Origin of the sequence: Pseudomonas sp. PNPG3, assembly GCF_023093815.1 — a bacterium.
Lineage (GTDB): Bacteria > Pseudomonadota > Gammaproteobacteria > Pseudomonadales > Pseudomonadaceae > Aquipseudomonas > Aquipseudomonas asiatica.
Genome location: NZ_JALLKV010000008.1, coordinates 59,390 through 72,181 on the forward strand (window position 1 = coordinate 59,390; position 12,792 = coordinate 72,181).

Below are 12,792 nucleotides of genomic sequence, written 5' to 3' on the forward strand. Positions count from 1 at the left end.
GAGGAGTAAGCACTAGAGTATGCGCGCGCAAAATGGCCTGGAACCGTTCGCACACCGTTGTCGAGTCTATTACGAAGATACCGATGCCGGTGGCGTGGTGTATTACGTCAATTACCTGAAATTCATGGAGCGCGCGCGTACCGAGCGGCTGCGGCACCTGGGCTTTTCCCAGGCGCAGTTGGCCAAAGACAACCTGCTGTTCGTGGTCCACTCCAGCGAAGCGCGCTATCACGCGCCGGCGCGCCTGGACGACGAGCTGCGGGTGACCGCGCAAGTACTTGAACTCAATCGCGCCAGCCTGCGCTTCGTGCAGCAGGTCTGGCGGGAAAAGGATGAAACGCTGCTCTGCGAAGGGCAGTTCCTGGTGGCCGCCGTGCGCGCCGACACTTTCAAACCCCGAGCCATACCCCCGGAGCTGCGTGACGCCTTTGTGGCGGACGGCTCGGGTACTCAATCGAATGCAGGAGAATAAGCGTGGAAGCTAACGTCGTCGACCATACCTCCATGTGGAGTCTGGTCAGCAATGCCAGTGTGCTGGTACAGCTGGTAATGCTGACCCTGGTGGCCGCCTCGGTCACCTCATGGGTCATGATCTTCCAGCGCAGCACCATGCTGCGCGCCGGTCGTCGTGCGCTGGATGCCTTCGAGGAGCGCTTCTGGTCGGGCATCGACCTGTCCAAGCTGTACCGTCAGGCAGGCAGCAACCCAGACCCGGATTCCGGTGTCGAGCAGGTCTTCCGTGCCGGCTTCAAGGAATTCTCGCGCCTGCGCCAGCAGCCGGGCGTTGACCCGGACGCGGTCATGGAGGGCGTTGCCCGTGCCATGCGCGTAGCCATCTCGCGCGAGGAAGAAAAACTCGAGCAGAGCCTGCCGTTCCTGGCCACCGTCGGTTCTACCAGCCCGTACATCGGCCTGTTCGGTACCGTATGGGGCATCATGAACTCCTTCCGCGGCCTGGCCAGTGCCCAGCAGGCCACCCTGGCCACGGTTGCCCCGGGTATCGCCGAAGCGCTGATCGCCACCGCCATCGGCCTGTTCGCGGCAATTCCGGCGGTCATCGCCTATAACCGCTTCTCGGCGCGCAGCGAAGTGCTGATCGGCCGTTACTACACCTTCGCCGACGAGTTCCAGGCGATCCTGCACCGCAAAGTGCACACCAGCGAAGAGTAATCAGGTAGAAGCCCATGGCCCGAGTTCGCCACAAACGCAAGCCCGTCGCCGAGATGAACGTGGTGCCCTACATCGACGTGATGCTGGTACTGCTGGTCATCTTCATGGTGACGGCGCCCATGCTCAACCAGGGCGTCAAGGTAGACCTGCCCAAGGTTTCCAGTGAAGCCTTGCCGCAGGACAACAACGTCCAGATCCTCACCATCTCCATCAAGGCCGACAAGACCTACTACTGGAACCTCGGCAGCGAAGTCGATACCGACAAGCAGATGGACAAGGCCATGACCTTGCCAGCCATGACCGACGCGGTGACCAAGATCATTGCCGCCGGCCGTGACCAGGGCAAGCAGACCCAGGTGTTCATTCGTGGCGACAAGGCTGTCGACTATGGCGCGGTCATGGGTGCCATGGGCGGGTTGCAGAAGGCCGGTGTCGGTAACGTTGGCCTGATTACCGAGGCGCCCTGATGCAACAGCGAGAGCCATCCGCCTCGGAAAGCTACTTCTGGCCCAGTATCTGGGCCATCGGCCTGCATGTGCTGGTGTTCGCCCTGCTGTTCGTCAGTTTTGCCATGACGCCTGAGCTGCCGCCATCCAAGCCGATCGTCCAGGCTACCCTGTACCAGCTCAAGTCCAAGAGCCAGGCGACCACCCAGACCAATCAGAAGATTGCCGGGGAAGCGAAGAAAACCGCTTCGCGCCAGACCGAAGTCGAGCAGCTGGAACAGAAGAAGGTCGAGCAGGAGGCCGTGAAGGCCGCGGAACAAAAGAAAGCCGACGCTGCTCAAAAGGCCGAGGAGGCCCGCGAGGCCGCCGAAGCCAAGAAAGCCGAGGCAGCTGCCGAGGCCGCCAAGGCCGCCGAGGCCAAGAAAGCCGCCGAAGCCAAGAAGGCCGAAGAGGCGAAGAAGGCTGCCGAGAAGCAGCAGGCCGACATCGCCAAGAAGAAGGCCGAGGAAGAAAAGAAAAAAGCCGAAGAAGAGGCCAAGAAAGAGGCCGCTGAAGAGGCGAAGAAACAAGCCGCCGAGGACGCCAAGAAAAAGGCGGCCGAAGAGGCCAAGAAGAAAGCAGCCGAGGACGCCAAGAAGAAAGCGGTAGCCGAGGAAGCGAAGAAGAAGGCAGCTGAAGAGGCCAAGAAAAAGGCCGCTGCAGATGCCCAGAAGAAAAAGGCACAGGAAGCGGCCCGCAAGGCGGCGGAAGACAAGAAAGCCCAGGCCCTGGCCGAGCTGTTGTCCGACACCACCGAACGGCAGCAGGCGCTGGCCGACGAGCAGGGTGACCAGGTGGCCGGCGACTTCGACGACCTGATCCGCATGCGCGCGGCCGAGGGCTGGGCTCGTCCGCCTTCCGCGCGCAAGGGCATGACGGTGGTCCTGCAGATCAACATGTTGCCGGACGGTACCATCACCAGCGTCAGCGTGGCCCGGTCCAGTGGTGACGGCCCGTACGACAGCTCGGCGGTGGCAGCAGTGAAGAACATCGGTCGTCTGACCGAGATGCAGGGTATGAAGCCGAGCGATTTCAACCAATATCGTTCGTTCAAGATGACATTTACACCTGAGGATCTAGCGTTGTGATTAAACGTCTGAGAGGACTGCTGGTCATGCTGTGCTGCGTGGCAGGCATGGCCGTGGCAGAGGAAAAGAACATCCTGGTCACCAGCGGCAGCGACCGGGCCACGCCCATCGCGGTAGTGCCGTTCGGTCTGCAGGGCGGCAGCGTGCTGCCGGAAGACATGGCCGACATCATCGGCAACGACCTGCGCAACTCCGGCTACTACTCGCCGATTCCGCGGCAGAACATGATCAGCCAGCCGTCGCAGGCCAGCGAAGTGATCTTCCGTGACTGGAAAGCGCTGGGTGCGCAGTACGTGATGGTTGGCAGCATCGTGCCGTCGGGCGGTCGCCTGCAGGTGCAGTACGCGCTGTTCAACGTCGCCACCGAGCAGCAAGTGCTGACCGGTAGCGTGGCGGGCAGCGTCGACCAGCTGCGCGACATGGCCCACTACATTGCCGACCAGTCGTTCGAGAAGCTCACCGGCATCAAGGGTGCTTTCTCCACCCGCATGCTGTACGTGACGGCCGAGCGCTTCTCCACCAACAACACCCGCTATACCCTGCAGCGTTCGGACTACGACGGTGCACGCGCGGTCACCCTGCTGCAATCGCGCGAGCCGATCCTGTCGCCACGCTTTGCACCGGATGGCAAGCGCATCGCCTATGTCTCGTTCGAGCAGAAGCGTCCGCGCATCTTCGTCCAGCACATCGATACCGGTCGCCGCGAGCAGGTCACCAACTTCGAAGGCCTGAACGGTGCGCCAGCCTGGTCGCCGGATGGCACGCGCCTGGCGTTCGTGCTGTCGAAGGACGGCAACCCGGACATCTACGTGATGAACGTGGCTTCGCGCCAGATCAGCCGTGTCACCGCTGGCCCGGGCATCAACACCGAGCCGTTCTGGGGCAAGGATGGCAACACCCTGTACTTCACCTCCGACCGTGGCGGCAAGCCGCAGATCTACAAGCAGTCGGTCGGTGGCGGTGGTGCCGAGCGTGTAACTTTCGTGGGTAACTACAACGCCAACCCGAAACTGTCGGCGGACGAAAAGACCCTGGTGATGATCCATCGCCAGCAGGGCTTCACCAACTTCAAAGTTGCGGCCCAGGATTTGCAACGCGGAAGTGTAAAGATTCTCTCTGAAACGAGTCTTGATGAGTCTCCCACTGTTGCGCCAAACGGCACCATGCTAATCTACGCCACCCGCCAGCAGGGCCGGGGAGTCTTGATGCTCGTGTCGCTTAATGGCCGCGTGAGGCTCCCACTTCCTACCGCTCAAGGCGAAGTCAGAGAACCGTCCTGGTCCCCTTACCTGAACTGATTGCGGCGTAATACTTTTGCTTAACACACTGGGGTTTCATTAGGAGTTTCACGATGGAAATGCTGAAGTTTGGTAAATTTGCTGCGCTGGCTCTGGCCATGGCCGTAGCTGTAGGTTGCTCCTCGAAGGGCGGTGACAACGCAGGCGAAGGCGCTGCTGTAGATCCGAACGCTGGCTACGGTGCCAACACTGGCGCTGTTGACGGCTCCCTGAGCGAAGAAGCTGCCCTGCGCGCAATCACCACCTTCTACTTCGAATACGACAGCTCGGACCTGAAGCCAGAAGCCATGCGCGCCCTGGACGTTCACGCCAAGGACCTGAAAGCCAACGGCAACCGCGTTGTCCTGGAAGGCAACACCGACGAGCGCGGCACCCGCGAGTACAACATGGCTCTGGGTGAGCGTCGTGCCAAGGCCGTTCAGCGTTACCTGGTTCTGCAGGGCGTTTCCCCTGCTCAGCTGGAACTGGTCTCCTACGGTGAAGAGCGTCCGGTTGCCACTGGCAACGACGAGCAGTCCTGGGCTCAGAACCGTCGCGTAGAACTGCGTAAGTAAGTTCTTATGCGTATGGGCCGCCGTGTAGTAACCGTCCTCGCACTCAGCCTGCCGCTTGCGGCCTGGGCTGAGGTCCCTGTAGTTGATGACAACGCAGGCAGCTATCCGCCTGCGGGTTATGGCACGAGCGGCGCCTATGCCGGGTCAGGGGCTTCGGCCCCTGCCTCTGCACAGGGCCAGCTGTTCATGCAGCTGCAACAGATGCAGGATCAGCTTTCCCGCCAGCAAGGCATCATCGAAGAGCTGCAGAACGATGTGTCGCGCATGAAGCAGGAAAACCTGGAGCGTTACCAGGACCTGGACCGTCGCATCAACAGTGGCGCCGCGCCTGCCGCGACCCCTGACAATTCCTCCGGTGGTGGTGCATCCAATGCCGCCCCCGATGCAGCAGGTGCTGCTGCGCAACAACCGGCCGCCAGTAGCGAGCCCGGTGATCCGGCGAAAGAAAAGCTCTACTACGATGCCGCTTTCGACCTGATCAAGCAGAAAGACTTCAACAAGGCCAGCCAGGCGTTCAACGCCTTCCTGCGCAAGTACCCCAACAGCCAGTACGCCGGCAATGCCCAGTACTGGCTGGGTGAAGTGAACCTGGCCAAGGGCGACCTGCCGGCTGCCAGCCAGGCCTTCGCCCAGGTCAGCCAGAAGTATCCGAAGCACAGCAAGGTGCCGGATTCGCTGTACAAGCTGGCCGACGTCGAGCGCCGCATGGGCCACACCGACAAGGTCAAGGGTATCCTGCAGCAGGTCATCACCCAGTACCCCGGCACCTCGGCCGCGCAACTGGCCCAGCGTGACCTGCAGAAGCTCTAAACAGTACCGCTTGAAAGAAACCCGCGCTTGTCGCGGGTTTTTTCGTTAGAATCAATGCCCTTTTTTCGTAAACACGCTGCTGCGGATAACGCTATGTCGAGTCCGCGACAGTGCCTGACGGAGGCGGGCAGCCTGTTTAGCTGTCACGCCCGTGGCGAGCATGCAAGACACATTACGCATCACCGAAGTCTTTTACTCTTTGCAGGGTGAAACGCGAACGGCTGGGTTGCCCACGGTATTCGTGCGCCTCACCGGTTGCCCCCTGCGCTGCCAGTACTGTGACAGTGCCTATGCCTTCAGTGGCGGCACCGTTCGCACCCTCGATTCGATCCTTGAGCAGGTCGCCGGCTTCAAGCCGCGCTACGTTTGCGTCACCGGCGGCGAGCCATTGGCCCAGCCCAACGCCTTGCCGCTGTTGCAGCGCCTGTGTGACGCCGGTTACGAGGTGTCGCTGGAAACCAGCGGCGCGCTGGATATTGCCGGCACCGACACCCGCGTCAGCCGCGTGGTCGACCTGAAGACCCCAGGCTCCGAAGAGTCGCACCGTAACCGCTACGAGAACATCGAGCAGCTGACCCGCAACGACCAGGTCAAGTTCGTCATCTGTTCCCGTGAGGACTATGACTGGGCGGTCTCCAAGCTGATCCAGTACAACCTGGCCGAGCGTGCCGGCGAGGTGTTGTTCTCGCCCAGCCACCACCAGGTGAACGCCAGCGAGCTGGCGGACTGGATCGTCGCCGACAACCTGCCCGTACGCTTCCAGCTGCAGCTGCACAAGCTGCTGTGGAACGACGAACCCGGACGTTGATTGAGGAGCAAGCACACATGACCGACAAACGCGCAGTAATCCTGTTGTCCGGCGGCCTGGACTCGGCCACCGTGGTCGCCATGGCCAAGGCCGAAGGCTACAGCTGCTACACCATGAGTTTCGACTACGGCCAGCGCCACCGCGCCGAACTGAACGCCGCCGCCCGCGTTGCCCGCGACCTGGGCGTGGTCGAGCACAAGGTTATTGGCCTGAACCTGGATGGCATCGGTGGCTCGGCATTGACCGACAGCAGCATCGACGTGCCGGAAACCCCGGGTGAAGGCATCCCGGTCACCTACGTGCCAGCGCGCAACACCGTGTTCCTGTCCCTGGCCCTGGGCTGGGCAGAGGTGCTGGAAGCCCGTGACATCTTCATTGGTGTGAATGCCGTGGATTACTCCGGCTACCCCGATTGCCGCCCCGAGTTCGTCGAAGCCTTCGAGCGCATGGCCAACCTGGCGACCAAGGCTGGCGTCGAAGGGCAGGGCTTCCGCATTCAGGCGCCGCTGCAGAACATGAGCAAGGCGCAGATCGTGCAGGCCGGTATGGCCCGCGGCGTGGACTACAGCCTGACCGTTTCCTGCTACCAGGCCGACGATGACGGCCGTGCCTGCGGCAAATGCGACAGCTGCCGCCTGCGTGCCGACGGCTTCAAGGCAGCTGGTGTCGAAGACCCGACGCGGTACTTTTGAAAAAAGTTTGATGGGGTGTTGATTTCCCGTTAGAAATCAGTATTATACGCGCCATCCAACGGGTCGTTAGCTCAGTTGGTAGAGCAGTTGGCTTTTAACCAATTGGTCGTAGGTTCGAATCCTACACGACCCACCATTATTCACAGCGGTTCGTGAGTGCTAGAGAGGGGGGCTTGCCACAGCCATGTCTAGTCTTGCAGCCGTCTGGAGCGAACCTTAGGCTCGCTTCGGCGTGATGTCAATATGGAATAGCCCGCCACTTATGGCGGGCTTTTTCGTTCCTGGGCCAAAAAACTCAATGACTTAGGGGATTTGCGGGCTGCTCACCTCCGCGAAACCTCGCTTCGCGACGTCTCCAAAACACGCGCAGCCAAAGGCATGGCGCCAGTTTCCTAGCACCAGTGACCTGGAACAGTTATGTGCTAGCTGCCCTGCTTCAGCTAACCATGTAGTGGCTCATTGCCATTCGTCGGTTCAGAACTTCGGGGAGGCACGGGCGTTGTACACAGTGCCTGCGACAGCAGAATGAGATCGAGCAAAAGGTGTAGACCCTGTTGTCGATGCCATCAGGCTGAACAGAAGGCTTGGTTGAAAGAGATCTTCGGGCGGTAGCAAAGCACTGGCACAGCTCTGCCTGAACTCAATCAGCAGACGTTCTGGTGCCGAGCAGCCACCTCCTTGATCATCTTCTTCGATCGTTATTCGTCGACCAGGCTCTGTGCGGGTACCGCTTTCACCAGGACGCGAATTTGGTGCACTACATTCATCCACCCGACGTACAAGCCTCAATGCCCCCTGCTGCATGCTGCGCTCGTGCAGTACGTCTCGCATGTGGTCATAGTCGGCTTCGATGTAGCTCATAGTGGTTGCGATGTTCGAATGGTTCAGCAGGTTCTTGGTCAGGTGGATGTTTCTTTCCGGCTGCTTCATCAGATCGGTTGCAAGCGTGTGCCTGAACCGGTGCGGAGTCATCCGCACCCCGAGCCTGATGATCAGCTTCTTGTACATCGCCTCGACCTGGTCCGAGTTCATTTCATGCCGCTTGTAATGGCGGGAGAAACGATTGACGTTGAACAGCTGGTCATCGGCGGCAAAGCCCGCTCGACGAGCTTCATCGACGAGGCGCTGAATGTGCGGCGCTAGCCCATCCATGATGGGAATGCGAAACTCGCGGTGTGTTTTTTCGGTTTCGCCGCGGACGAGAACCAGCCGTCGATCCCAGTCCACATCCTTGAGCCGGATGCATAGCAGTGCATTCAGCCGTATGCCGGTGTAGTAGAACATCTCGAAAGTTGCCAGCCAGAACCACGCTGGTGTGATTCTGGCCCGGTCCCCAGTCGACTCCTCCTGGTCAGCAAGACTTCTGAGCCACCGCCTTGCACGGACGATCGCTTCGCCGGCAATGATTTTGCTCTGTCGCTTCGGTGCAATTACCGTCGTCTTCTTGAATGGGTTCACATCGGTGTTGGGAAGAATCCCGTACTCGATGCCGTACCCCCATATTGTTCGGAGGTGATTGGAGTAAGTGTTCCAGCTGCGCTTCGACAGACCTCCTTCAATCAGCTTGTTCCTTAAGGCAAGGACGTCCCGTCGATCGATGGTCTCCACATCAACAGCGTTACCGAAGTTCTTTTCCAGCTTCTTCATTGCCGCGCCGTAGATTTTCGCGCTGGCAGGCCGGAGGTCGTGATCGACGAGGTATTCCCGGAGCAATTTCTGGGGCGTCATTCAGCGGCCCCTTCCGTCACTCGTCGCAAGCTTGGGTTGTTCAGGGGCTGCTCAGCAAAGATCAGCTTCGGATCAAGAAGCAAGTAGCCCCTCAGCTGCGTGGTCTTCCGTGGGCCTACTACATCGTAGGTCCAGATGTTCAGCTGCTTGCTGGTTTTCTGGTGGCTCTTCTCTTTCTCAAATGCGCGTTGTACATGCTGCCAGGCCGCTGTCCCCGGTTTACCGACGATCCTCTCAAGCTCCGGGTGCTCAAGCACATATCGCTTGAAGATCCCAGGGGTAACGAGCATTGCTGTGTCGTCGACGGTGTGAATCAGGGCCTTGGTATCGTTGATGATCAATTTGTGGGAGGCGACCCCGGCTTTGAGCCAGGCGATGAAAGCTCCTCCCAGCGAACTACTCGTAGGCATGGTGGTGACATCTTTTATTGCAGCATTCCTTGCTGTGGCTGCTAGAGAATCGTCAGCCGGCTCTACCTCTTCGAGTCCTTGCTGAGGAGGGGAGGCGGCTGCTGAGCCTGGGCTAGCACTTAGCTCTTCTGATGGCGCAGTGATATTACTATACAGTGACAGTAATTCTTCGCGCTCAGATGATCGGATCCCTTCGGTTGGAGTTGGCTGGACTAGGGCTCGAGGTCGTGCCGGCGGTTGAGTTGCATCGCCCGAGGGGGCGACTGGCTCATCCGGTACCGCACAGACGGTTTCCGCACTGGTGCCCGCCTGCGCGACTGTCTCCGGTTCCTGGTCCAGGGTGAGGCTGCCACCGTATAGAGGGGGGCGTTCGTCCGGATTCGGCCAGACGAGTACCGGCGAGACCTTTAAGAAGGTGAAGCTGTTCTTCCAACCGCGGCCGTTATCGATGGTGGCTTTCCAGATCGCCTTATCCTGGGCATTGGTCTGGATGATTGCCTGGTCCTGCAGCATGTTGAAGAACGGAGCATTGGAGGTTGGCACTCCCTCAATACCCTGGGTCAGCAAGTATGCCCGGAGCTGGTCTGCTGCTGGCTTACTCACCAGCCAAAGCGCATCTTGCGTCAGCCAACCATCTGCCGGTCCATCTGGCTGATTGAGCTTGAGTTTTTCTCGCACCAGGAATCGCAGACCGTCGGCCAGTTGTCGCTGCAGCGATTGCTTTGGGGCCGCCAGCGCGCGTTCAGGATTGCCTCCCAGTTGCTGGGCAACGGAAGCTTTATCCGCCTGGATCACCATTTCGCCGAGGATGCCGGCGTGCTCGTACTGGCCGGCGAGAAGGTAGATCAGTTGCTTCCATAATTCAGGGAAACCGCTGAGCCAGTCCAGGATTCCGGTGTCCAGGACTTGCATGTACACAAGAGCTGAAGCAGCCCCGTGCAGTTGGTACTCCCTACCTTTCACATACTTGAACCGGTAGGGGCGGTTGATCGGGCCGTGCCATGGGTGCCATGCGCGGCCATCTTCGAGCTCGACGCGGAGGTCAACAGCGATCTTCCCCAAGTCGTGTAGCAACGCGCCGTAGGCGGCCGCTGCAGTCCAGGCTTCTGCTTGAGCGGATTGGGACTCCGGTGGAGCGCCTATTGGCAGAAGGTGCGTCTGCCGGATCTTTAGGGCATAGGCCACGATCTCCAGGCCGTGGTCCAGGAGTCCGCCAAGGTGGGCATGGTGATGGTTTTCAGAGGCAGGGAGCAGCTGCACCAGCTCAGCGTAGCGCTCGAGCGGTTTAAGGTAGAGGGTATTGAACTGAGCTCGTGAGAGCGAAGCCCGGCGCCAGATGTTCTCCAGGAGCTGCTGACGGAGTGGGCTCTGCAGGAGAGCAGTAGCCTTCGCCGGCAGATGGAAGCCCTGTGGTGAGGCTTCTGGTGTTGGTTTAGCCGGTTTGCGGCTCAACCAGGAGAGGAGTTGCATAGGGTGCTCCATGGGGTGTGCATGGAGCGGGCTTTTCTCTTAATGCCAAGATGGCATCAACGGTAAAGCGAATTCCGAGGGGAACGGATTTCTTGGCAGATGGCCATCATTCGGGAGGGTAGAGGGTCACGTTGTCCCCCTCTACGACGATGGTGTGCCCGGAGCTACCCAGCCCAAATTCGTTTCTTGAGCCATTAAACGTTCCAGATGGTGTGTTAAAAGTGAAATTTTCAAATATTACGTATTGATAGACGTTGAAGCCCGAACCGTAAAGGCCATCCTTTCCTCTTGGATACTCTTTGAATTGAACATTGTTGTACTCGGGTTTCAGTAGGCTAACAAATGCTTTTTCGGCATCTGCTATAGTGCGCGAGCTATTAATATCCAAAACCATGTCATCCATTTCATCCTCAGGCGCCCATGTCTGAATAATAAGTGGATCAATGTCGAAGAAGAATAATACGATTTCGTCTGAAACTCGATTCGATGGGGTTGGGTAGCGAATCTGTTCTTCTGTAAGGATCTCAACACGACCTTGATGAGCTTTATTTAGCAGTCGCTCGAAACTATCCTGCTTGTTTGCTATCCCAACATAAAGTAGGTCGTAGTTGCAAACAATGGCGTGATTGTTGAATCCTTGTAAGTTTGGGTTCCCCCTAGATTTTTCCCAGTATACTGAATCGGGGGTATACCAGGTGTGTGAGTGCATCTTCTCACCAGGACCTGGACGGTTGTGTCCGATCTGAATTATTTGGTCGTCCCAGGCCGCATGTACCGCTCCCCCAAGGGGTACATTTGCTTGCAGATTAATATAGCCCCAGTCAACTGTCTCTCCTGCTAACTTAATTTCTATCCGGGCAATGTCATTTACTGTGTCGACGATTCGTACATCGCCAAACTCTGTCCGTGGCCTAGCCCCGATCATGTATAACTTGCTACGTTTAAGCTTTGCGGCGAAAGCTGCATTTGCTTCGTCTCTAAAGTCCTTGCTCATGCTGTTTATGAACGGGGGGTGTACCGTCGCAAGGCGGACCATTTTCCCTAAGAAACTCATCGACTAACTCCTTGACGCCCTTTCAGTTTTTGGGCCCTTTCAGGTAAGGCTTTTACCCTTGTGATCCATTCCATTATCCATTCAAGCCCATTTTCTGTTGAGCCATTTACCCTTTACTGCTGATGCAGGTGTTTCAAATTCTGTGCGACCTCCATAGCATCGTGGAGGACTCGTAGTATCTCAACGATTTGATCTGTCCCAGCTCGGTAGAACACGATATGTCGAGGTCTAATCACGCGGCCGTCAGTCATCTGCAGCACGTTGAATGACAGATGCAGGCTACGAAGGCCCGGGGAAAGCTCATCACGCATTTTGCTGTCTACCGGCGTCGGCTGTTCAGCTAGGGCGAGGAACGTCTGCTGTAGCAGGTCTTGATACCGACTCCTGACGGACTGACCGAGCCTCACCTCAGTGAAGCGAAGCGTATCGGCGATGTCGATGCATGCCTGGGGGGACATGCGAACCATGGCCCTACTCATGCTTTTCGCCCGCCAGTCTTCCAAGATTATTGAGGTAGGCTGCCAGATTGGCCGGATCGATTTCATCGTATTGGCCTGCTTCGACCTGCATGATGCCCACTGATGTTGCGTTGCGCAGCGCTTCGAGTCTGGCTGCCTCAGCTGCTTCATGCTCAAGCAGCATCCGGATGCCTGCACGCACGACCTCGCTGAAGTTCTGGTAACGACCCGTGCTGACTAGGTCATCAATGGACTGCTCCATTGGCTGTGGAACGACGACATTGTGGGTGGCCATGGATGTGAACCTGATGAGTGGTGATGGCGTTTTATGCCATACCCCTTGCGAAAATGCCAAAGCTGTCGTATATCTGATGGCAAGATGCTCTCATAGGGCAAGGAGATTGAATCATGACTGCAGCCGCCAAACACTCGATTGCCTTCCGCTTAGGCCGGGCCCTGGGAGGTGTGGCGCGCTTCTGCATGCATGACTTGAATCCGACAGTCCGTTGGGTTAAGCGGGTAGTCCTCGCCATGGTAATTGCGCTCATTTTAGCCAACTCGATAAGCTGGCTTATGTCGGTGCTGCTGACGGTCATTTCACTTGCTCTCGGCCTGTACGCACTTTCCAAAGCTGACCTGGATAAGGTTGATATGTTCTCCGAGGATAAAGAAGCCCCCTATGGTCGGGACGGAGTTATGGGCTGCCCTCTCAATATGTGGGGCGAGCGTACTGACGGTCTTGATCGGGATCTTCCTTGAAAAGCTTG

Annotated in this window: 15 protein-coding genes and 1 tRNA gene; 11 read left to right on the forward strand and 5 right to left on the reverse strand. The window is 58.4% G+C overall.

Features of this window, described 5'->3' with window-relative positions; genetic code table 11:
* Positions 1 to 19: 19 nt before the first annotated feature.
* From ybgC to MJ643_RS08100, 10 genes are all read left to right on the forward strand, one after another.
* Positions 20 to 472 carry a tol-pal system-associated acyl-CoA thioesterase gene (ybgC, locus tag MJ643_RS08055; RefSeq protein WP_023662944.1) on the forward strand — a complete coding sequence of 151 codons (453 nt, stop codon included), beginning with the start codon at positions 20 to 22 and terminating at the stop codon, positions 470 to 472.
* 2 nt (positions 473 to 474) lie between these two features.
* Positions 475 to 1,170 (forward strand): protein TolQ, encoded by a 696-nt coding sequence (tolQ, locus tag MJ643_RS08060; protein ID WP_015271471.1) that lies wholly within the window; start codon positions 475 to 477, stop codon positions 1,168 to 1,170.
* Between the two features lie 14 nt (positions 1,171 to 1,184).
* Positions 1,185 to 1,637: a protein TolR gene (gene tolR, locus MJ643_RS08065; RefSeq protein WP_003254760.1), complete on the forward strand. Its 453-nt coding sequence runs from the start codon at positions 1,185 to 1,187 to the stop codon at positions 1,635 to 1,637.
* Positions 1,637 to 2,743, forward strand: coding sequence for a cell envelope integrity protein TolA (gene tolA, locus MJ643_RS08070; RefSeq protein WP_013973804.1), 1,107 nt, complete (start codon positions 1,637 to 1,639; stop codon positions 2,741 to 2,743). Before tolR ends, tolA begins: the two co-directional genes overlap by 1 nt.
* A gap of 26 nt (positions 2,744 to 2,769) precedes the next feature.
* Positions 2,770 to 4,041, forward strand: a complete 1,272-nt coding sequence (tolB, locus tag MJ643_RS08075; RefSeq protein ID WP_038408273.1) for a Tol-Pal system beta propeller repeat protein TolB — start codon at positions 2,770 to 2,772, stop codon at positions 4,039 to 4,041.
* A gap of 53 nt (positions 4,042 to 4,094) precedes the next feature.
* Complete coding sequence (gene pal, locus MJ643_RS08080) at positions 4,095 to 4,595, forward strand: peptidoglycan-associated lipoprotein Pal (protein ID WP_003254755.1); 501 nt, start codon at positions 4,095 to 4,097, stop codon at positions 4,593 to 4,595.
* Positions 4,596 to 4,601: 6 nt separating this feature from the next.
* A complete protein-coding gene (gene ybgF, locus MJ643_RS08085) occupies positions 4,602 to 5,405 on the forward strand; it encodes a tol-pal system protein YbgF (RefSeq protein ID WP_038410104.1) in 804 nt (267 codons plus the stop codon).
* A gap of 160 nt (positions 5,406 to 5,565) precedes the next feature.
* Positions 5,566 to 6,213: a 7-carboxy-7-deazaguanine synthase QueE gene (gene queE / locus MJ643_RS08090; RefSeq protein ID WP_015271468.1), complete on the forward strand. Its 648-nt coding sequence runs from the start codon at positions 5,566 to 5,568 to the stop codon at positions 6,211 to 6,213.
* Between the two features lie 17 nt (positions 6,214 to 6,230).
* Positions 6,231 to 6,905, forward strand: a complete 675-nt coding sequence (gene queC, locus MJ643_RS08095) for a 7-cyano-7-deazaguanine synthase QueC (protein ID WP_013973801.1) — start codon at positions 6,231 to 6,233, stop codon at positions 6,903 to 6,905.
* 60 nt (positions 6,906 to 6,965) lie between these two features.
* Positions 6,966 to 7,041: transfer RNA gene (locus MJ643_RS08100), tRNA-Lys, on the forward strand.
* A gap of 338 nt (positions 7,042 to 7,379) precedes the next feature.
* Here MJ643_RS08100 and MJ643_RS08105 read toward each other — a convergent pair.
* From MJ643_RS08105 to MJ643_RS08125, 5 genes are all read right to left on the reverse strand, one after another.
* Positions 7,380 to 8,633, reverse strand: coding sequence for a site-specific integrase (locus MJ643_RS08105; protein WP_023628688.1), 1,254 nt, complete (start codon positions 8,631 to 8,633; stop codon positions 7,380 to 7,382).
* Positions 8,630 to 10,525, reverse strand: coding sequence for a MobH family relaxase (gene mobH / locus MJ643_RS08110; protein ID WP_028690576.1), 1,896 nt, complete (start codon positions 10,523 to 10,525; stop codon positions 8,630 to 8,632). Before mobH ends, MJ643_RS08105 begins: the two co-directional genes overlap by 4 nt.
* Before the next feature lie 94 nt (positions 10,526 to 10,619).
* On the reverse strand, positions 10,620 to 11,567 hold the full coding sequence (locus MJ643_RS08115; protein ID WP_023628686.1) for a hypothetical protein: 948 nt from the start codon (positions 11,565 to 11,567) through the stop codon (positions 10,620 to 10,622).
* A 113-nt stretch (positions 11,568 to 11,680) separates the two neighbouring features.
* Positions 11,681 to 12,112 (reverse strand): type II toxin-antitoxin system RelE/ParE family toxin, encoded by a 432-nt coding sequence (locus MJ643_RS08120; protein WP_306277862.1) that lies wholly within the window; start codon positions 12,110 to 12,112, stop codon positions 11,681 to 11,683.
* A complete protein-coding gene (locus MJ643_RS08125) occupies positions 12,039 to 12,320 on the reverse strand; it encodes a type II toxin-antitoxin system ParD family antitoxin (protein WP_070086529.1) in 282 nt (93 codons plus the stop codon). Before MJ643_RS08125 ends, MJ643_RS08120 begins: the two co-directional genes overlap by 74 nt.
* Before the next feature lie 113 nt (positions 12,321 to 12,433).
* On the opposite strand from MJ643_RS08125, the gene MJ643_RS08130 reads away from it, so the two are divergent.
* Positions 12,434 to 12,784 carry a hypothetical protein gene (locus tag MJ643_RS08130; protein WP_023628683.1) on the forward strand — a complete coding sequence of 117 codons (351 nt, stop codon included), beginning with the start codon at positions 12,434 to 12,436 and terminating at the stop codon, positions 12,782 to 12,784.
* The last annotated feature ends 8 nt before the right edge of the window (positions 12,785 to 12,792 follow it).